This is a genomic window from Nonomuraea sp. NPDC048882 (assembly GCF_040649755.1).
Classification (GTDB): domain Bacteria; phylum Actinomycetota; class Actinomycetes; order Streptosporangiales; family Streptosporangiaceae; genus Nonomuraea; species Nonomuraea maheshkhaliensis.
In genome coordinates, this window is the sequence record NZ_JBEZGB010000012.1 from 214,658 (window position 1) to 232,706 (window position 18,049).

19 protein-coding genes are annotated in these 18,049 nt (G+C 71.2%); 7 read left to right on the forward strand and 12 right to left on the reverse strand.

The window, feature by feature from the left end:
• Positions 1-82 precede the first annotated feature (82 nt).
• Both fabI and fabG read right to left on the reverse strand, forming a co-directional pair.
• Positions 83-847 (reverse strand): enoyl-ACP reductase FabI, encoded by a 765-nt coding sequence (gene fabI / locus AB0C27_RS36875; RefSeq protein WP_357854053.1) that lies wholly within the window; start codon positions 845-847, stop codon positions 83-85.
• 1 nt (position 848) lies between these two features.
• A complete protein-coding gene (fabG, locus tag AB0C27_RS36880; RefSeq protein ID WP_346113667.1) occupies positions 849-1,544 on the reverse strand; it encodes a 3-oxoacyl-ACP reductase FabG in 696 nt (231 codons plus the stop codon).
• 77 nt (positions 1,545-1,621) lie between these two features.
• On the opposite strand from fabG, the gene AB0C27_RS36885 reads away from it, so the two are divergent.
• Positions 1,622-3,115, forward strand: a complete 1,494-nt coding sequence (locus AB0C27_RS36885; protein WP_357854056.1) for a TldD/PmbA family protein — start codon at positions 1,622-1,624, stop codon at positions 3,113-3,115.
• Positions 3,116-3,153: 38 nt separating this feature from the next.
• Here AB0C27_RS36885 and AB0C27_RS36890 read toward each other — a convergent pair whose 3' ends face one another.
• Positions 3,154-4,395, reverse strand: a complete 1,242-nt coding sequence (locus tag AB0C27_RS36890) for a transposase (protein WP_357854059.1) — start codon at positions 4,393-4,395, stop codon at positions 3,154-3,156.
• 65 nt (positions 4,396-4,460) lie between these two features.
• On the opposite strand from AB0C27_RS36890, the gene AB0C27_RS36895 reads away from it, so the two are divergent.
• Positions 4,461-5,831 (forward strand): metallopeptidase TldD-related protein, encoded by a 1,371-nt coding sequence (locus tag AB0C27_RS36895; protein ID WP_357854062.1) that lies wholly within the window; start codon positions 4,461-4,463, stop codon positions 5,829-5,831.
• A 46-nt stretch (positions 5,832-5,877) separates the two neighbouring features.
• Here AB0C27_RS36895 and AB0C27_RS36900 read toward each other — a convergent pair whose 3' ends face one another.
• Both AB0C27_RS36900 and AB0C27_RS36905 read right to left on the reverse strand, forming a co-directional pair.
• On the reverse strand, positions 5,878-6,435 hold the full coding sequence (locus AB0C27_RS36900) for a hypothetical protein (protein ID WP_346113665.1): 558 nt from the start codon (positions 6,433-6,435) through the stop codon (positions 5,878-5,880).
• 105 nt (positions 6,436-6,540) lie between these two features.
• Positions 6,541-6,753 carry a dodecin gene (locus AB0C27_RS36905; RefSeq protein WP_357854066.1) on the reverse strand — a complete coding sequence of 71 codons (213 nt, stop codon included), beginning with the start codon at positions 6,751-6,753 and terminating at the stop codon, positions 6,541-6,543.
• A 98-nt stretch (positions 6,754-6,851) separates the two neighbouring features.
• Between AB0C27_RS36905 and AB0C27_RS36910 the strand changes: the two genes are divergently transcribed.
• Positions 6,852-7,166: a DUF3099 domain-containing protein gene (locus AB0C27_RS36910; RefSeq protein ID WP_357854506.1), complete on the forward strand. Its 315-nt coding sequence runs from the start codon at positions 6,852-6,854 to the stop codon at positions 7,164-7,166.
• A 306-nt stretch (positions 7,167-7,472) separates the two neighbouring features.
• Here AB0C27_RS36910 and AB0C27_RS36915 read toward each other — a convergent pair whose 3' ends face one another.
• From AB0C27_RS36915 to AB0C27_RS36925, 3 genes are all read right to left on the reverse strand, one after another.
• Positions 7,473-7,730: a DUF6457 domain-containing protein gene (locus tag AB0C27_RS36915; protein WP_357854069.1), complete on the reverse strand. Its 258-nt coding sequence runs from the start codon at positions 7,728-7,730 to the stop codon at positions 7,473-7,475.
• A gap of 94 nt (positions 7,731-7,824) precedes the next feature.
• Positions 7,825-8,814, reverse strand: coding sequence for a GTP 3',8-cyclase MoaA (moaA, locus tag AB0C27_RS36920; RefSeq protein WP_357854072.1), 990 nt, complete (start codon positions 8,812-8,814; stop codon positions 7,825-7,827).
• A gap of 140 nt (positions 8,815-8,954) precedes the next feature.
• Positions 8,955-9,323, reverse strand: a complete 369-nt coding sequence (locus AB0C27_RS36925; protein WP_357854075.1) for a helix-turn-helix domain-containing protein — start codon at positions 9,321-9,323, stop codon at positions 8,955-8,957.
• Between the two features lie 119 nt (positions 9,324-9,442).
• On the opposite strand from AB0C27_RS36925, the gene AB0C27_RS36930 reads away from it, so the two are divergent.
• The gene (locus AB0C27_RS36930; RefSeq protein WP_357854078.1) at positions 9,443-10,108 is read left to right on the forward strand and encodes an NAD(P)H-binding protein; all 666 of its coding nucleotides are present in this window, start codon (positions 9,443-9,445) and stop codon (positions 10,106-10,108) included.
• 77 nt (positions 10,109-10,185) lie between these two features.
• Here AB0C27_RS36930 and AB0C27_RS36935 read toward each other — a convergent pair whose 3' ends face one another.
• The 3 genes from AB0C27_RS36935 to AB0C27_RS36945 form a co-directional block, all read right to left on the reverse strand.
• Positions 10,186-10,683, reverse strand: coding sequence for a hypothetical protein (locus tag AB0C27_RS36935; RefSeq protein ID WP_357854081.1), 498 nt, complete (start codon positions 10,681-10,683; stop codon positions 10,186-10,188).
• A gap of 156 nt (positions 10,684-10,839) precedes the next feature.
• Positions 10,840-12,231, reverse strand: a complete 1,392-nt coding sequence (locus AB0C27_RS36940; RefSeq protein WP_357854084.1) for a hypothetical protein — start codon at positions 12,229-12,231, stop codon at positions 10,840-10,842.
• Positions 12,232-12,310: 79 nt separating this feature from the next.
• The gene (locus AB0C27_RS36945) at positions 12,311-14,146 is read right to left on the reverse strand and encodes an AMP-dependent synthetase/ligase (RefSeq protein WP_357854086.1); all 1,836 of its coding nucleotides are present in this window, start codon (positions 14,144-14,146) and stop codon (positions 12,311-12,313) included.
• Between the two features lie 125 nt (positions 14,147-14,271).
• Between AB0C27_RS36945 and AB0C27_RS36950 the strand changes: the two genes are divergently transcribed.
• From AB0C27_RS36950 to AB0C27_RS36960, 3 genes are read left to right on the forward strand one after another with little or no spacing between them, the layout of a single operon-like run.
• The gene (locus AB0C27_RS36950; RefSeq protein WP_357854089.1) at positions 14,272-15,795 is read left to right on the forward strand and encodes an oligopeptide:H+ symporter; all 1,524 of its coding nucleotides are present in this window, start codon (positions 14,272-14,274) and stop codon (positions 15,793-15,795) included.
• Positions 15,796-15,806: 11 nt separating this feature from the next.
• On the forward strand, positions 15,807-16,415 hold the full coding sequence (locus AB0C27_RS36955; protein WP_357854092.1) for a trimeric intracellular cation channel family protein: 609 nt from the start codon (positions 15,807-15,809) through the stop codon (positions 16,413-16,415).
• 27 nt (positions 16,416-16,442) lie between these two features.
• Positions 16,443-16,589, forward strand: coding sequence for a hypothetical protein (locus AB0C27_RS36960; protein ID WP_357854095.1), 147 nt, complete (start codon positions 16,443-16,445; stop codon positions 16,587-16,589).
• Between the two features lie 23 nt (positions 16,590-16,612).
• Here the strand turns inward: AB0C27_RS36960 and AB0C27_RS36965 are convergent, their stop codons facing one another.
• Positions 16,613-18,043 carry a PLP-dependent aminotransferase family protein gene (locus AB0C27_RS36965; RefSeq protein ID WP_357854098.1) on the reverse strand — a complete coding sequence of 477 codons (1,431 nt, stop codon included), beginning with the start codon at positions 18,041-18,043 and terminating at the stop codon, positions 16,613-16,615.
• Positions 18,044-18,049: the final 6 nt, after the last annotated feature.

The following is an 18,049-nucleotide window of genomic DNA, read 5'->3' on the forward strand; positions in this document are numbered from 1 at the left end:
GCCGGCCGGCACACGAAGCAAGCCCCGGCGGCGTGAACCGGCCGGGGCTTGAGTGGATCGGGGCTTGAATCGATCGGGCGGGTCAGCCGCCGATGGCGTGGACGCCGCCGTCGACGTGGACGATCTCGCCCGTCGTCGCCGGGAACCAGTCGGACAGCAGCGCCACGCACGCCCTGGCCGTGGGGCCGGTGTCGCCGAGGTCCCAGCCCAGCGGGGCCTTCTCCGGCCAGCTGTCCTCGAACTCGCGGAAGCCGGGGATCGACTTGGCCGCCATCGTCCGCAGCGGGCCCGCCGCCACCAGGTTGACCCGGATGTTCTGCTTGCCCAGGTCGCGGGCCAGATAGCGGTTGCAGGACTCAAGTCCCGCCTTGGCCACGCCCATCCAGTCGTAGACGGGCCAGGCCTTGGAGGCGTCGAAGTCGAGACCGACCACCGCCCCGCCCTCCTTCATCAGCGGCAGGCAGGCCACGGCCAGCGACTTGTAGGAGAAGGTCGAGACCTGCAGCGCGGTGGCGACGTCCTCCCACGAGGTGTTGAGGAAGTTGCCGCCGAGCGCCGACTGCGGCGCGAAGCCGATCGAGTGGACCACGCCGTCGAGCCCGTCGACGTGCTCGCCCACCCGGGCCGCGAGCGTGTCGAGGTGCTCGGTGTTCTGGACGTCGAGCTCCAGCACCGGCGCCGGCTCGGGCAGCCGCTTGGCGATGCGCTCGACCAGGCTGAGCCGGCCGAAGCCGGTCAGGACGACCGTGGCGCCCTCTTCCTGGGCCAGCTTGGCCACCGCGAACCCGATCGAGGCGTCGGTCAGCACGCCGCTCACGAGGATCCGCTTGCCGTCGAGAAGTCCCATGTCAGTGCCCCATTCCAAGTCCGCCGTCGACGGGGATGACCGCGCCGGTGATGTAGGAGGCGTCGTCGCCGGCCAGGAAGCGCACGACGCGCGCCACCTCCTCGGGGGCCGCCTGCCGGCCGAGGGGGATGTTGGCCACGATCGCCTCGGTGTCGAGGTCGGCCGTCATGTCGGTGGCCACGAAGCCGGGCGAGACGACGTTGACCGTGATGTTGCGCGAGCCGTATTCGCGGGCCATGGACCGGGCGAAGCCGATGAGGCCCGCCTTGGAGGCCGCGTAGTTGGTCTGCCCGGCCTGGCCGCTGAGGCCGACGACGGAGGAGACGAGGATCACCCGGCCGCGCTTGAGCCGCATCATGGGCCTGATCGCCCGCTTGGCGACGCGGTAGGCGCCGGTCAGGTTGGCGTCGATGACGTCGGTGAAGGTCTCTTCCTTCATCATCGCCAGCAGCGTGTCCTTGGTGATGCCGGCGTTGGAGACCAGGACCTCGACCGGGCCGTGCTCGGCCTCGACCTTGTCGAAGGCGGCCTCGACGTCGGCGGTGCTGGTGACGTCGCAGCGCACGCCGAACAGGCCCTCGGGCGGCTCCCCCGATCGGTAGGTGACCGCGACGGCGTCGCCTGCCGCGGCGAGTTCACGGGCGATCGCGAGGCCTATGCCGCGATTGCCCCCGGTGACGAGTACAGAGCGTGCCATGGGATCTGACGCTATCCCCTACCGGCGGGTACCGGCTTGTCCGGGTGAGACAAGATCGCAGGGTTAGGATCGTGGACATGCGCCAGATCGACCCCGATTTCCTGGAGCTGCCCCTGCGGCAGCTGGCGGACGCCGCCTTGCAACGTGCTCGCGACCTGGGCGCCGAGCACGCCGACTTCCGGCTCGAACGTGTCAGGGCGGAGACGCTGCGCCTCTACGACGCCCGCCTCGAAGGCTCGCTCGACGCCGACGACCTCGGCTACGCCGTGCGGGTCGTCAAGGGCGGCACGTGGGGCTTCGCGGCCGGCGTGCTGCTGACGCCCGAGGCCGCCGCCGGGGTGGCCGAGCAGGCGGTGCGGGTGGCCGAGGTGAGCGCCCCGATCAACCGTGAGCCCATCGAGCTGGCACCCGAGCCGGTGCACGCCGGCGCGGTGTGGGTCTCGGCGTACGACGTCGATCCGTTCGAGGTGGCCCAGGCCGACAAGGTGAGCCTGCTGGCGGAGTGGTCGGCCGGGCTGCTGAAGGGCGCCGACCACGTCTCGGCGCGGCTGCTGCAGGTCAAGGAGCAGAAGTTCTACGCCGACACGGCCGGCACGTCCACCACGCAGCAGCGGGTGCGGGTGCATCCGGAGCTCAACGCGATGAAGGCGTCGGAGAGCGGGTTCGACGACATGTCGACGCTCGCGCCGCCGGTCGGACGGGGCTACGAATACCTGACCGGCACCTGGTGGGACTGGCAGGGCGAGCTGGCCAGGCTGCCCGAGCTGCTGGCGGAGAAGCTGGCCGCGCCCTCGGTCGAGGCGGGCGAGTACGACCTGGTGATCGACCCGTCCAACCTGTGGCTGACGATCCACGAGTCGATCGGCCACGCCACCGAGCTGGACCGGGCGCTCGGCTACGAGGCGGCCTACGCCGGCACCAGCTTCGCCACGTTCGACCAGCTCGGCGAGCTCGTCTACGGCTCGCCCGCGATGAACGTGACCGGCGACCGCACCGTCACCCACGGCCTGGCCACGGTCGGCTACGACGACGAGGGCGTGCAGGGGCAGAGCTTCGACATCGTCAAGGACGGCATCCTGGTGGGCTACCAGCTCGACCGGCGGATGGCGCGGATGAAGGAACTCGGCCGCTCCAACGGGTGCGCGTTCGCCGACTCGCCCGGCCACATGCCGATCCAGCGCATGGCGAACGTGTCGCTGGCGGCGGCGCCCGGCGGGCCCTCGACCGACGAGCTGATCGCGGGGGTCGAGCGGGGCATCTACATCGTCGGCGACAAGAGCTGGTCGATCGACATGCAGCGCTACAACTTCCAGTTCACCGGGCAGCGGGCGTACCGGATCACCGGCGGCCGGCTCGACGGGCAGCTCAAGGACTTCGCCTACCAGGCGACGACCACCGACTTCTGGCAGTCGATGGAGGCGGTCGGCGGGCCGCAGACGTACGTGCTCGGCGGCGCGTTCAACTGTGGCAAGGGGCAGCCGGGGCAGGTCGCGCCGGTCAGCCACGGGTGCCCGTCGGCGCTGTTCCGGGGTGTCCGGATCCTCAACACCGTGCAGGAGGGCAGCAATTGACATCCTCCCCGCCCTGAAGGCGGGGATTCCAACGGCAACTACCCCATGAGGAGGAGGTCGCGTTGAGGTTCACGGTTCACCGGCCCGCCCAGCGGCGAGCCTCCCCGCGCGGCGACGGCATGCCCTGCCACCGTATCCCTGATGTTCCTGGCCGCGTTCACATCGGCGTTGCCCTGGTGCCCACAGGCGAGGCAGCGGAATCGAGATTGGCTCTGTCTCGACTCCGCCGCGCGATGCCCGCAGGCGTTGCAGGTCTGCGAGGTATAACGCGGGCTGACCTTGCGGACGCGGCCGGGAGCCTTGTGCTCCAGCCGCTCGACGAGCCGTCCCCAGCCGGCGGCCAGCACGCCCCGGTTGAGCCCGGCCTTCTGGCGCACGTTACGGCCCGGCGCATCAACCGTGCCCCGGGCCGAACGGGTCATACCGGCGATCTTCAGGTCCTCGACGGCGATCACATCGAAGCGGCGGGCCAGATGGGTGGAGGTCTTCTCCACCCAGCCCTTGCGGCGGTCGGTTTCGCGGGCCTTCAGCCGGGCGACGGCCGCATTGACCTTGGCCCTGCGGCTGGATCCGCGCTGTGCCCTGGCCAGCCTGCGCAGGAGACGCGACAGACCCGCCTTCTCCGTGTCACGCAGGCCGGGAGCTTTCAGCAGCTCGCCCGTGGACAACGCAGCGCTGACGGCAACCCCCCGGTCCACGCCGACGACCTCGCCCCTCCCCGGTGCGGGGATCGGTTCGGGGATCGCGGCGAAGGCGACATGCCAGCGTCCCGCTCGGTCCCGGGTCACCCGGTAGGACTTCACCCCTTCGGGGACGGCGCGGGACCAGCGCAACCGGACCCACCCCACCTTCGGGATCTTCACCTCGCCGACGTTGCGGGACAGGCGGCGCACAACACCCGCCTTGACCGCGACGATCCGGAACCCTTCGCTCCGTCCGCGCTTGCGCCACGTCGGCCGCTTGTGGGTCTTGCCGAAGAAGTTCGCCATCGCCTGCGCGAAGTCCTTGAGCGCCTGCTGCTGGACGACGATGGAACCCGCCCGCAACCACGCGAACTCCGCCCGAGCCTCCGTCAACTGACGGCACTGCTCGGCGAAACCCGGCGCGCCCTTACGGCCCGGCTTCCAGTGCGCGTGCTGCTCCACCGCCAGATTCCACACGAACCGGGCATGCCCGCAATGTTCCAGCAACACCCGCTCCTGCGCAGGCGTGGGCTCAAGCCGGTAACGGGACACGCCGATCAATCTACCGATCAACACCGACACCAGCGGGAGAAACAAGTGCCCGACCGTTCCGCGTATCCTCCCCGCCCTGAAGGACGGGGCTTCCACGCTGTAGGTACATCGTGAGGCCGCAGGAGATGGTGGAGGGGGCGCTGCGGCTCTCCCGCAACGACGGCTGCGTGGTGCTGGTGGACGAGGAGTCCACGGCCAACCTTCGGTTCGCGGGCAACACGCTGACCACCAACGGCGTCGCCCGTACGTCCCGGCTGACCGTGATCTCGATCGCGGGGCAGGGCGTGGGGGTGGTGTCGCGGGCGGCCGTACGCGATGAGCAGCTCGCCGACGTGGTGGCGGCGGCCGACGCGGCGGCGCGCGAGGCGCGGCCGGCCGAGGACGCCCGCCCGCTGGTCGAGGCGGGCGCCGCCGCGCCGCACTGGGACGAGGAGGTCCGGCCGACCGACATCGGGGTGTTCGAGGCGTTCGCGCCCGCGCTCGGTGACGCGTTCGCGGCGGCCGAGTCGGGCGGCAGGAGACTGTACGGGTTCGCCGAGCACTCGCTGACCTCGACGTTCCTCGGCACGTCCACGGGCGTGCGGCTGCGGCACGACCAGCCGACCGGGCGGCTGGAGCTCAACGCCAAGTCCGGCGACCTCAAGCGTTCCGCGTGGGCCGGCGTGTCCACTCCCGACTTCACCGACGTCGACGTCTCCGCGCTCGGCTCCGGGCTGGCGCAGCGGCTGGAGTGGGCGAAGAACCGGGTGGACCTGCCCGCGGGCCGCTACGAGACGCTGCTGCCGCCGAGCGCGGTGGCCGACCTGATGATCTACCTGTACTGGTCGGCGGAGGCCAGGGACGCGCTCGACGGACGGTCGGTGTTCGCCAGGCCCGGCGGGGGCACCCGCGTGGGCGAGCAGCTCGGCGCGCTGCCCGTCTCGCTGTCGAGCGATCCGGGGGCCGAGGGCGTCGCGTGCGCGCCGTTCGTGACCGCGCACGCCTCCAGCAGGGGCAGCTCGGTCTTCGACAACGGGCTGCCGCTGGGGCCGACCGACTGGATCAAGGACGGGCGGCTGGAGGCGCTGCGGCAGACGCGTTACTCGGCCGAGCTGAGCGGCCTGCCGGTGACGCCCGGCGTCGACAATCTGATCATGTCGGCGCCCGGTGACGGGCGTTCGCTGGAGGAGATGATCGCCTCCACGCGGCACGGGCTCCTCCTCACCTGCCTGTGGTACATCCGCCAGGTCGATCCGCAGACGCTGCTGGTGACCGGGCTGACCCGCGACGGCGTCTACCTGGTCGAGCACGGCGAGGTCGTGGGCGAGGTGAACAACTTCCGCTTCAACGAGAGCCCGGTCGACCTGCTGGGGCGGCTGACGGAGGTGGGGGCGAGCGGGCGCACGCTGCCGCGCGAGTGGAACGACTACTTCCAGCGCACGATCATGCCGGCGGTGCGGGTGCCCGACTTCAACATGTCCACGGTGAGCCAGGCCAGCTGACCCCGCTCCCCGGAGTCCCCCCGGCGCGCTCGTGCGGCGGGTCCGTTCAGCGGGGGCCGAGGAGGGCGGCCAGGGCGTGGCTGAGGGACTCGCCGAGCGTCTTGGCGCACGTCTCGTAGCCCTCCGGCGGGCCGCCGTACGGGTCGTACACCTCGGGGGCGGGACGTGCGTCGCGGCGCTCGGCGGCGGACTCGACGATCGCCCGCGCCCGTTCGGCCGTGTCGGAGCGGTAGCGGCGCTGGCTCGCCCCCGCCGCGAGCGCGGCGAACTCCGGCAGCGTGAACGTCCTGCGCGCCGCCGCCGCGTCGAGGCCGACCGCGGTGGCGCGGTGGGCGTTCTCCATGGTCAGCAGCAGGTCGGACGAGCTGACCAGGGCGGGCTCCAGCAGCCTGGCCCGGTGCGCGCGGCCGTCGAGGCCGAGCCGGTCGAGGGCGGCGACGGCGTGCGGCGCCATCGGATGGCCGACGAGCGCGCGCACCCCCGCGCTGCCCGTGACCACGGGCAGGGACGCCGAATGGAGCATCGCCCGTGCGATCACCTCCGCCATGGCGGAACGGCAGATGTTGGCCGTGCACACCAGCAGGATGCGGAACTCACTGCTCACGAGCGTCAATCTAACGGCTCGGGAGCGCCCGCGGGCGGCGGTTGGCGCGAGAGTGCTCACGGGCCGGCGGAGGGGCTGTGCCGGCCCGTCAGCAGGGGGCCGGGGTCAGGAGTCCTCCAGGCGGAAGCCGACCTTCATGCCGACCTGGAAGTGCGCGACCTCTCCCCCGTCCAGGTGGCCCCGGATCTCCGTCACCTCGAACCAGTCGAGGTGCCGCAGTGTCTCGGAGGCCCTCCTGAGGCCGTTGCGGATGGCCTGGTCGACGCTCTCCCCCGAGGTGCCGACGATCTCGGTGACGCGGTACGTACGATCCGTCATCTCCACATCCTCCTTACTCGAAGGCCATGATCGCATGACCCCTGCCCGGGACCGGGCTGCCGTGCCCGGCACGACCCCCTGGGGATACCGTGGAAGACATGAAGGGGTGGCGCAGGAAAGCAGATGTCCACCAGGTCACGGATGCCCGGCCGTCGCTCACGGCCGACATCCGCAAGCGCGAGATCAGCTACCTCATCAAGATGGGGATCCGCACGATCTGCCTGATCCTGGCGGTCGTGGTGCCCGTGCCGTGGCCGTACCGGCTGCTGTTCATCGGGGCGGCGGTCTTTTTGCCATACATAGCGGTAATCGGGGCCAATGAGAGGGGCGAGCCAGGCCCGCCGCCTACCTTTCAGTCCCCCGAAGCTAACCAAAGCGAGATACCGCTGCATCGACGCGAGATCGGGTCGTGACTAAGTCTTGACGCATCCCATGGGTTGTAGGTGTACGCTTTAGCCATAGCGCTCCGGTCCCCCGTCGGAGTGCTGGTGCCGGCGTTCCGGGCCCCCGTCGGAACGCCGATGAAGCGACGCCGGGTGGTTTGCCCCCGTAACCACCCGGCGTCGCCCTTTTCCCGGTAAGTGATTTGATCAGTGCGCCCCGTGTCCGCTCTTGGGTAGGGCTGCTTTCCCGAAATCGTTTACACGAGCTCCCGCCTCGTTATTCACAGGAAATCTTCAGGCGGGAGCCGGGCTTGACTTCAAGAGTTCGTTCGAGTGTCAGTCTTCTGTCAGCTTGGCGCCGCTCTCCCGCTCCCAGTTCTTCGCCAATGTGATCAATCTGGCCACGGCGTCGTCGGAAGCGGTGCCCGATCCCTGGGCCAGGCCGAGCAGATACGCCGTCAGCGGCGCGGCCGGGCGGGCGACGCCGTGGGCGACCTCCTTGGTCAGGTCGAGGATCCGGTCGCGGTCCACGCGGGCCGGGTCGATGCCCAGCTCCTCGCAGGCCAGGGCGGTCCATTCGTTGAGCACGTGCATATGAGCCTCCTCCAGGTGATCCCCCATTGTGTCGCAAAGGTGAGCGATCCCCACGTGTCAGGGCGCCAGGGATCCCGGGGGGCGGTCGCCGGGGTCAGCCGCCGATGGCGGACATCGGCCTGGAGGGCTGCAGGAACGACGGGTCGTCGATGCCGTGGCCCGCGCGCTTGCGTGACACGGCCGCGAGCCAGCGCTCGGCCAGCTCCTCGTCCGACGCGCCCGCCCGCATCGGGGTCTTCAGATCCGACTCCTCGGTGGCGAACAGGCAGTTGCGCACCTGGCCGTCGGCGGTCAGCCTGACCCGGTCGCAGGCCCCGCAGAACGGCCGCGTCACCGAGCCGATCACCCCGACCCTGGCGGGGCCGCCGTCGACCAGGAACCGTTCGGCCGGGGCGCTTCCGCGCTCTTCGAGGTCGTCGGGCGTGAGGTCGAAGGAGCTCGACAGCAGGCGCAGGATCTCGTCGGCGGTCACCATGCCCTCGCGGCTCCAGCCGTGCTGGGCGTCGAGCGGCATCTGCTCGATGAAGCGCAGCTCGTACCCCTGATCGATGCACCAGCGCAGCAGCGCGGCGGCCTCGTGGTCGTTGACGCCGCGCATGAGGACGGCGTTGACCTTGACCGGCCGCAGGCCCGATCCGTCGGCGGCGGCGAGGCCGGCGATCACGTCGGCGTGCCGGTCGCGGTGGGCCAGGCGCTTGAACGTGGCCGGGTCGAGCGTGTCGAGGGAGACGTTGACCCGGTCGAGCCCGGCGGCGGCCAGCGACTCGGCGAGCCGGGCCAGGCCGATGCCGTTGGTGGTGAGCGAGACCTGCGGCCTGGGGGTCAGGGCGGTGGTGCGGCCGACGATGTCGACCAGTTCGCGGCGCAGGAGGGGCTCGCCGCCGGTGTAGCGCACCTCCGTGATGCCGAGCCGCTCGACGCCGATGGTCACCAGGCGGACGATCTCTTCGGCGGTGAGGAGCTGGGCGTTCGGGAGCCAGTCGAGCCCTTCCGGTGGCATGCAGTACGTACAGCGCAGATTGCACTTGTCCGTGAGGGACACCCGAAGATCCGTCGCCACCCGTCCGAACGAGTCTCGCAACATGGGGCGTCACCTCCTGTTCGTATCGCCAGAGGGCCAGCCTACGGCGCGCGGCGACCTGCCCTCAAAATCCGCCACTTCACCACATTCTTCCCTAGATCGATTCTTCCCTCACGCGGGAGGCGGCACGTGGCGGGGCGGTTTCACGTTGTGGAGGCGTACCAGGCGTCGCGGGCGTCCATCAGCTCGGCCAGGTGCCTGCGCGACCACTCGCAGCCGGCGTTCATCGGTTCGAGCAGGCTGCGGCCCAGGTCGGTGAGCTCGTAGACGACGCGGGGCGGGATCTCGTCGTACGCGGTGCGGGTGAGCAGGCCGTCGCGTTCCATGGCGCGCAGCGACTCCGTGAGGACCTTCGGGGTGATGGTGCGCAGGGGCACCTGGAGTTCGGTGAAGCGCCTCGGGCCCTGCTCCAGGCAGCGGATGATCTTCGCGGTCCACTTGTCGCCGACGCGGAACGGCCCCGCGGTCGGTGGGCAGCCGGTGAACATGTCCGGATCCAGAGGCTCTCGCATGGCGTCATCGTAGGTAACTATCGTTGCGGATAGCGACATCTCCCCCTTTACCGTCTGCGAAGGCGTCCGGGCGGTCCGGCCGCCGATCGGGAACGAGCAGAGCGGACGGAGCTGCGCGCATGAGCAGGATCGTGGTGTTCGGGGCCGGCGGGCGCGCCGGGGTGAAGGTGGTCGCGGAGGCGGCCGGGCGCGGGCACGAGGTGACCGCCGTGGTACGGAACCCGGCGGCCCACCCGGACCTGGACGGCGACCGGGGGTCCGGTGGTGGGCCGGTCAGGGTGGTGGCCGGGGACGTGACCGACGCCGGGAGTGTGGCGGAGGTCGCGGCGGGGCACGACGTGGGCGTTCAGGTGGCGGCGCGGCTGGACGTGCCGTCGGAGGAGTTCTACGGGGCGGCCTCGCGGGCCCTGGTGGACGGGCTGGCGCGGGCGGGGGTGACCCGGCTGGTGGCGCTGGGCATCGGCAGCGTGCTGGAGGTCGCGCCCGGGGTCAGGCTCATGGACACGCCCGGCTTCCCTGCGGAGACCCGGACGTTCTCGCTGGGGCACGTCGCGCAGCTTGAGGTGCTGGAGGGATCGGCGCTCGACTGGGTCGTGATCGCGCCGCCGCCGGTCTTCCTCGACGGCGAGGCGGCCAGGACCGGGCGGTACCGGTTCGGCGACGGGCGGGTGCCGGAGGTCGCGGAGGGCGAGCCGGTGTTCTCGTACGCGGATCTGGCGGTGGCGCTGGTGGACGAGGCCGACCGGCCGGAACACCACCGGGTCCAGGTCGCCGTCTCCTACTGAGACCCGCGCATCCGGTGGAGACGGCGAACGCCCGGCCGGGTGGGCCGGGCGTTCGGGTGTCGCGTGGGCTGCCGTGACTAGTGGCGGCGGCCGAAGACCTTCAGATAGTCCGTGCCCTCGGAGGGGGCGAGGTACTTGCTGCCCTCGAAGATCGCGCGCCACGTGCCCGACGAGCGGGCCCGTACCTTGATCCCGAAGTAGCCGCTGCCGCTGGTGCGGATCGTGTCCACGTGCTCCCAGCGGCCACTGCCGTTCGGCCGGAAGAGGACGACGATCCGCTTGTACGCCAGGCGGTGCCAGGTCTCCTGCTTCTTGCAGCGGTCGGCGTGGAGCACCGACACGAAGCCGCTGATGTAGTCCTCTTCGCACCGCACGGAGAGCTTGCCCGCGACGGTGATGGGACGGCCCCGCCACGCGGGCTCGGGGTTCACGTCGAGCGAGAGGCTGGTCTCGCCGCCCGCGACATCGGGGTCCAGGCGGCCAGGGTCGTCCGCGAACGCCGGCGAGGCGGCGGTGGCCACCATCGTCGCGCCCACGGCAGCTGCCGCCAGGCCGGCGGCTAGACGTCGCATCATCAAAATCGGAATTCCTTCCCCGTCTGAAAAATGCACCCCAAGCCGGGGCACATCAACGCCATTGACGCGTAAGGGTAAGGAAAAGTTGCGGTAAAGCTGATCACGATTCCGCAACGGCGAGTGCGGCGAGGTTTAGCCTGGCGACTGCTTTATGACCTATCGAGTTATTTGTCGGATTTTCGAGAGGTCGGCCGAGTAGTGCCCCGTTCCGGGGTAACGCACCCGCCATTCACCGGCCGTGCGGCCCTCGATCGTGCCGGCGAACGCGCCCGCCGCGTCCGTGGTCGTCTCCCCCACCGTCTCCCAGGGCGAGTTCGCGTCCGGACGCCACAGGAGCTCCAGCCGCTGCTTGGCGAACGGGCCGAAGTCGGTCAATCCGCGCGGGTCCACGCGGGTGAGCGAGCCGCGCAGGCGCACGCCGTTCGGGCGGGCCGACTTCTCCACCCGTACGGAGGACAGTTTGGCCTGCCGCCTGAGCTCGAACGTGGCGTACTCCGTGACGGTCGTCCCGTCCTTGCCCTTCGCGGTGGCGGTGATCGTCCAGGTGCCCGCCGGGTAGTAGCGGTTCAGCCTCTTGTCCGGCAGGAAGCGCCACGTCTGCCAGCCGTCCGCCATCCGGGCCGGCGGGGCCGTGATCCGCCGCCAGACGATCCTGGGCGGGAGCAGCGGGAACGTGTCCTCCACCGTGACGCCCACCTTGGCCCCAGTACCGGGCGCTGCGCCAGGCGCGGCACCGGGCGCCTGAACGCCGGCGACGGGACGGTCGTCCACGGCGGGCTGGCCGTTGACGACGGGTGCCATGGGAACGGGACGCGGGCGCACCAGAACGGGCTGAGCGTCCTCCTTCGGGCTCGTGCCACCAGGAACGGCGGTCGAGGGAACGGAACCGGTCAGCGGAGCCGCGGGCGGCACCGGCCCCGGGGACACGACCGGGGACGGCCGGGCGGCGTGGACGGGCGTGAGCGCGGGATCCCGCGGCATCTTGCCCGGCGCCAGCACCGGTGCCTGGGCCGCGTCCCGGACAGGCGTCTGAGCGTGACCGCCGGCGGCCTCCTGAGCCGGCGCCTGGACCGATCCCTGGGCCCCTTCCTGGACCCCTTCCTGGGCCCCTTCCTGGACCGACTCGTGAGCGGGCCCTGGGGCCGCGTCCTGGTTCGGCCGCACGCCCGGCTCCTGAGCCGGAGGACGCACCTGCTCGTCGGCCGGGGGCCAGAGCTGGTCATGGGCCGGCGGGGCTGCGGGCGGGACTGCGGGCGGGCGGACGGGTGCGGGAGCCTGCGAGACGATCGGCGGCGTCACCGGGCGCGGCTGCGGCTCCCGTACGGGCGGAGCGCCGGGTTCCACCTTGACGGTGACGCCGTCCTTGCCCCGCGCTCCCTTGGCGATCACGTCGATCACGAGCCGGACGGACCCGTGCGCCCCCACGACGGGATCCGATGGACGCACGGTGATGGATCGGATGGCGGGCTCGGTCGCGGCGGAGGCAGCAGGCACGGGCACCGTGAGCGACCCCGCCGCGAGCGAGACGAGAAGAAGGCTTCTGGTCATGATCGAGACGGTAGGAACCGTCCGGTAATGACCAGGACCACAACACACGCCCCGAATGGCAAAACCCGTTCTAAGGCTTCTAGCCCGTATAGAGCCCTTCGATGATGTCGGCGTACTTCGCGTGGATGATCCGCCTCTTGAGCTTGAGGCTGGGGGTGAGCTCCGCGGTCTCGGCCGTCCACTCGACGCCGAGCAGCGCCCACTTCTTGACTTGCTGCACCCTGGCGAGCTTGGTGTTGGCCGCCTCCACGGCCGCCTCCACCTCCTTGAGCACGTCCGGGTGCTCGGCCAGTTCGGCGAGCGAGTCGTAGGTGATGCCGCGCGCCTGGGCCCAGCCGGGCGCCACTTCGGCGTCCAGGGTCAGCACGGCCACGGGGTAGGGCCGGTTGTCGCCGTAGGCGAGGGCCTGGCCGATGAGGCTGTGCTGTTTGAGGTGGTTCTCGATCTCGGCCGGGGAGATGTTCTCGCCGCCGGCGGTGATGATCAGCTCCTTCTTGCGGTCCACGACCCGGTAGAAGCCGTCGTCGTCGACCGTGCCGATGTCGCCGGTGTGCAGCCAGCCGTCCGCGTCGACCAGCTCGGCGGTGGCGTCGGTGCGGTTGAGGTAGCCGCGGGTGTTGAGCGGGCTGCGGGTGAGGATCTCGCCGTCCTCGGCGATGCGGACCTCGACGCCGGGCTCGGCCCTGCCGACGCTGCCGAGGCGGTAGCAGGCGGGACTGTTGCCGGTGAAGGCGCCGGTCGTCTCCGTCATGCCGTACACGTCGATGACCTTGAGCCCGAGGCCGGCGTAGAAGTGCTGCACCTCGGGCGCGAGCGGCGCGGCGCCGGTGGCGGTCCACTCGGCGCGGTCGAAGCCGATCATGCCGCGGATGACGGACAGGAGGGCGGCGTCGGCCTTGTCGTAGGCGGCCTGGATCTCGGGGGTGACGGTGTTGCCGTACTGGCCGGCCTCGACGTACGCGGCGCCGGCGGCCATGGCCTGGCGGACGGCGGCCTGCTGCTCCTCCGGCTGGGTGGCGAGCACGGCGAGCAGGCGGGCCATCATCTTCTCCCACACGCGCGGCACCCCGAAGAACATCATCGGCCTGACCTGCCCGAGCGTGCTGCCGAGGTTGGCCAGGTCGGTGCAGAAGTGCACGTGGGAGACCTTCACCAGGGGCAGGTAGAGGCTGAGGATGCGCTCGGCGATGTGGGCGTAGGTGAGGTAGGAGATCTGGGTGCCGCGCACGGGCAGCGAGGTGAGGCGGTCGGTGGCGGCGACCTCGTAGAAGATGTTGCGGTGGGTGAGCGGCACGCCCTTGGGGGTGCCGGTGGTTCCGGAGGTGTAGAGGACGGTGGCCACGTCGTCCTGGGTGACCGCGCGCCAGCGCGCCTCGACCGTGCCGGGGTCGGCGGCCAGCCGTTCGCGGCCGAGCGCTAAGAAGTCGGCCCAGGACATGAACCGGTCGCCCTCCGGCGCGTCCTCCACCACGATGATCTTGCGCAGGCCGTCCAGCCGGTCCAGCACCGGCTCCCAGCGGGCCAGGTCGGCGGGGCCGCCGAGGACGGCGTAACGGGCGCCCACGTCGCCGGCCACGAACTCGATCTGCTCGGAGGCGAACGTCGAGTAGACCGTGCAGCCGACGCCGCCCGCGTGCACCGCGCCGAGGTCGGCCAGGACGTGCTCGCTGCGGTTGACCATCATGAGGGCCACGGTTTCGCCGGGTTCCAGACCCAGTGCGGCGAACGCGGCCGCGATCTCCAGGACCCGCTCACGGGCCTGGCCGTAGGTCAGCGTGCGCCAGCCGTCGCCCTCGGGATCGGAATAGGCGGGCGCGTCATGGTGCTGCTCGGCCGCCTGTCTCAGTTGCTCGCAGACGGTACGGCCGGTGATCTGCCGCTCGATCTCGGCCCGGACTTCGAGGACTTCGGCCATGGACCCGCCTCCAGTCAGTATTCACTTGCATGAATTGGGATGCATCGCACCACACCCCTCGGGACACCGGCAAGACCTAAAGGAGAAAGATGTGTGTCCTCGTTCACCGTCTTCATTCACGTAGAGTGATCGCCCGAAAGCACGACGTGGTCATCTGGGGCGCGCACATGAGCGACGGCGGCGGCAGGACGTTCTTCGGTCACCCCTGGGGGCTGGCCACGCTGTTCTGCACCGAGATGTGGGAGCGGTTCTCGTGGTACGGCCTGCGCGCGATCCTGGCCACGTTCATGGCCGCCTCGCCGGCGCACCAGGGCCTGGGCCTGTCGCAGGAGACGTCGCAGGCGGTCGTCGGGGTCTACGGGGCGCTCATCTACCTGGTGGCGCTGCCGGGCGGCTGGATCGCCGACCGCGTGCTCGGGGCGCGCAGGTCGGTGTTCTGGGGCGGGCTCGTCATCATGTCGGGGCACATCAGCATGGCGGTGCCGGTGACCTCGCCGGTGTTCGTCTGGCTGGGGCTGCTGCTGATCATCACCGGCACCGGCCTGCTCAAGCCGAACATCTCCGTCATGGTCGGCCGCCTCTACCCCGAGGGGGACGACGGGCGCAGGGACGCCGGGTTCTCGCTGTTCTACCTCGGGATCAACCTGGGCGCCTTCTTCGCCCCCCTCGTGGTGGGCCGGCTGGCCGCCGACGACCGCTGGCACCTGGGGTTCGGCGCGGCGGCGGTGGGGATGGCGCTCGGCCTGATCCAGTACGTGTGGGGCGGGCGCCACCTGCGCGGCGTCGGCGAGCGGCCCGGAGTGCGCCTGTCCCCCTCGGAGCGGCGCCGTTTCGCCGTCATCGCGGGCCTCGGGACGGTGATCGCGCTCGTGGCGCTCGGGGCGTGGGCGGCCACCGGGACGCTCACGGTCGACCGGCTCACCGTGGTGATCACGGTGCTCATCCTCGTCGTGCCGGTCGCGTACTTCGCGTACATCATGCTGGGCAGCCACGACCTGACCGCGGACGAGCGGATCAGGATGAAGGCCTACATCTGGCTGTTCGTGGCCGCGGCGCTCTTCTGGATGATCTACGACTTGGCGCCGAGCAAGCTGCTCTTCTTCGCCGCCGACCACACCGACCTGTCGCTGTTCGGCGTGCCGATCCAGGCCGCCACGACGCAGTCGTTCAACCCGCTGTTCATCATGATCTTCGTGCCGGTGTTCGCGGCGCTGTGGGTGCGGCTGGGCACGCGGGTGAGCACGCCGCAGAAGTTCGGCTTCGCGCTGGTCATGGTGGGGCTGAGCTTCGTGGTCATGGCCGTGGCGGCGGCGCTGGCCGGGGCCGGGCGGGTGTCGGTGTGGTGGCTGGTGCTGGTCTACCTCGTCCAGGTGTTCGGCGAGCTGTCGCTGAGCCCGGTCGGGCTGTCGGTGACGGCGAAGCTCGCGCCCGAGGCGTTCAAGGGGCAGATGCTGGGCGTCTGGTTCATCGCGGTGTCGGTGGGCGACGCGGTCGGCGGGCAGACGGGGCGGCTCGGCCGGGTGCTGTCGGAGCCGGCGTACTACCTGGTGCTGGCGGCGATGGCGGTCGTGGCCGGGATGGCGCTGTTCCTGTTCACCCGGAGGCTGCGGGCGATGATGGCCGAGCACCATGAGCCCGGTATGCGATAGACATTCGTTCCGTGTCCGAAATTCTCGATCTCATGGGCATCTTCGTCTTCGCCCTGTCCGGGGCCCTCATGGGCGTGCGCAAGCGGCTCGACGTGGTCGGGATGGGGGTGCTGGCCGAGATGACCGCGCTGGGGGGCGGGGTCGTGCGCGACCTCATTCTCAACGTGCGGCCCATCGCCTTCCAGAGCCTCGGTTACGTGCTGGTGCCGGTGGTCGCGACGGTGATCGTCTTCTTCTGGCATCCGCACGTGGCCCGGGTGATGCCGGCCATCCTGGTGCTGGACGCGGCCGGGCTCGGCCTGTTCTGCGCGGTCGGCACGGAGAAGGCCCTGGAGTACGGGCTCAACCCGCTGCACGCGGCGCTCCTCGGGGTCGCGACGGCGGTGGGCGGGGGCATGCTGCGCGACGTCCTGGCCGGCGAGATCCCCACGCTCCTGTACGACCGGCAGCTGTACGCGGTGCCGGCCATGCTCGGCTCGGCGGGGATGGCCGGCCTGTACGGTTTCGGGCTGCACGGCTGGCCCGCGACCCTGGCCGCCGCCGTCCTCGCCTTCGGCCTGCGCATCGCCGCCATGCGCCGCAACTGGCGCGCCCCGCTGGCCCGGGGCCTCGGAGAGTGAGAACGGAGAATGAGAACGGAGAATCGCATGAAGGCAGATGACGACGCACGCGAGAGGCCCGTCGCCCGCCCCACGGTCGCGGAGGTCGTCGACCGAGCACTGCGGCGTCCCCGGGAGAACGGCCCGACCAACGACGACATCCTCTCGGCCATCCACGAGAGCCGCGGCGAATAGGCGATCGTAATCGGCGCCTCCGCTCACACCATCGTGATCAGGGGGTCCGGGGGGCGGGGTGGGCCGAGGGGGCCGTGGTCGCGGGCGGCGCGGAGGCGGAGGACCGCGTCCGCCAGGAAGGCGGGTGGCTGGGTGAAGGGGAGGCGGAGGTGGCCCTCCAGCGTGCCCTCCAGGCCGAACCAGGGGCCGGGCGCCAGGCGCAGGCCGTGATGGGCGGCCGCCTCGGCCAGGGCGGTCGAGCCGCCGCCGTTCAGGCGGACCCAGAGCGTCCCGCCGCCGCGCGGCAGCTCGTACGTCCACTCCGGCAGGTGCTCGCGCAGCCCCGACACCAGCGCGTCGCGTGAGGCGCGCAGCGTGCGGCGGCGCTCGGCGCGGGTCTCCTCCATGAGGCCGAACAGGCGCGCCACGACGAGCTGCTCCAGCACCGGGCTGGCGATGTCCACCGTCGAGCGGAACATGGCCAGGCGGCGGGCCAGCGCGGCCGTGGTGCGGATCCAGCCGATGCGCAGCCCGCCCCACCACAGTTTGGAGGCCGACCCGATGCTGATCACCCGGCTGTCGGTGTCGAAGGCGGCCATGGGCGAGGTTCTGGGCACCTCGTCCAGGGCGAGCTCGGCCCAGGTCTCGTCCACGAGCAGGACCGTGCCGGAACGCCGGGCGGCGCCGGCGACGGCGGCGCGGACGGGGTCCTCCATGAGGGCGCCGGTCGGGTTGTGGAAGTCGGGCATGAGGTAGGCCAGCCGCGCCCCCGACTGTCGCATGGCGCCGCACAGCAGGTCCTGCGGCCAGCCCTCGTGGGAGATCCCGACCGGGACGATGCGGGCGCCGCGCCGGCGGGCCGCGTCCACGGCGTGCGGGTACGTGGGCGACTCCACCAGCACGGGGTCACCGGGGCCGACCAGCAGGCCCATGACGAGCTGGATGGCGTGCTGGGAGCCGGTGGTGACGACGATCTGCTCCGGCCGGGTGGCCACGCCCCTGGCGGTGTAGCGGGCGGCGATGCGCTCTCTGAGCACGGGCAGGCCCATGGGGTCGTAGCCGTTGCCCATGCCGTAGCGGGGCAGGTCCTCGACCGCGCCCGCCATGGCGCCGGCCAGGGCCGTGGGGGCGGGAGGGGCGGCGGTGTGGAGCTGGAGCAGGCCGTCGCCGCCGGTGCTGAGCCACGGGTTGTCGCGGGTGGTGGCCGGGTCGGGCAGGGCGGTCCAGCTGCCCGAGCCCTGGCGGCTCTCCAGGTAGCCGTCCGCGCGCAGCAGGTCGTAGGCGGAGGTCACGGTGGTGCGGCTGACCTTGAGCGTCTCGGCGAGGTGGCGTTCCGCGGGCATGCGCACGCGTACGGGGATCTGGCCGTCCATGATCAGGCCGCGGACGGAGTCGGCGAGGGCGCGGTAGTAGGGGCGCGCGGCCGGATCGGCGGTGACCAGCCGGGCCACCTGCGGCGCGGACAAGTGCCTCATAAGGCC

What these genes read in the sequence shown, in the direction of transcription:
- AB0C27_RS36885 (WP_357854056.1), top strand. Translation starts at nt 1,622, where the DNA reads ATGCGCCAGATCGACCCCGATTTCCTGGAGCTGCCCCTGCGGCAGCTG.
- fabG (WP_346113667.1), bottom strand. Translation starts at nt 1,544, where the DNA reads ATGGCACGCTCTGTACTCGTCACCGGGGGCAATCGCGGCATAGGCCTC.
- AB0C27_RS36940 (WP_357854084.1), bottom strand. Translation starts at nt 12,231, where the DNA reads ATGACCAGAAGCCTTCTTCTCGTCTCGCTCGCGGCGGGGTCGCTCACG.
- fabI (WP_357854053.1), bottom strand. Translation starts at nt 847, where the DNA reads ATGGGACTTCTCGACGGCAAGCGGATCCTCGTGAGCGGCGTGCTGACC.
- AB0C27_RS36960 (WP_357854095.1), top strand. Translation starts at nt 16,443, where the DNA reads ATGAAGGCAGATGACGACGCACGCGAGAGGCCCGTCGCCCGCCCCACG.
- AB0C27_RS36935 (WP_357854081.1), bottom strand. Translation starts at nt 10,683, where the DNA reads ATGATGCGACGTCTAGCCGCCGGCCTGGCGGCAGCTGCCGTGGGCGCG.
- AB0C27_RS36925 (WP_357854075.1), bottom strand. Translation starts at nt 9,323, where the DNA reads ATGCGAGAGCCTCTGGATCCGGACATGTTCACCGGCTGCCCACCGACC.
- AB0C27_RS36905 (WP_357854066.1), bottom strand. Translation starts at nt 6,753, where the DNA reads ATGACGGATCGTACGTACCGCGTCACCGAGATCGTCGGCACCTCGGGG.
- AB0C27_RS36915 (WP_357854069.1), bottom strand. Translation starts at nt 7,730, where the DNA reads ATGCACGTGCTCAACGAATGGACCGCCCTGGCCTGCGAGGAGCTGGGC.
- AB0C27_RS36930 (WP_357854078.1), top strand. Translation starts at nt 9,443, where the DNA reads ATGAGCAGGATCGTGGTGTTCGGGGCCGGCGGGCGCGCCGGGGTGAAG.
- AB0C27_RS36945 (WP_357854086.1), bottom strand. Translation starts at nt 14,146, where the DNA reads ATGGCCGAAGTCCTCGAAGTCCGGGCCGAGATCGAGCGGCAGATCACC.
- AB0C27_RS36910 (WP_357854506.1), top strand. Translation starts at nt 6,852, where the DNA reads ATGAAGGGGTGGCGCAGGAAAGCAGATGTCCACCAGGTCACGGATGCC.
- AB0C27_RS36965 (WP_357854098.1), bottom strand. Translation starts at nt 18,043, where the DNA reads ATGAGGCACTTGTCCGCGCCGCAGGTGGCCCGGCTGGTCACCGCCGAT.
- moaA (WP_357854072.1), bottom strand. Translation starts at nt 8,814, where the DNA reads ATGTTGCGAGACTCGTTCGGACGGGTGGCGACGGATCTTCGGGTGTCC.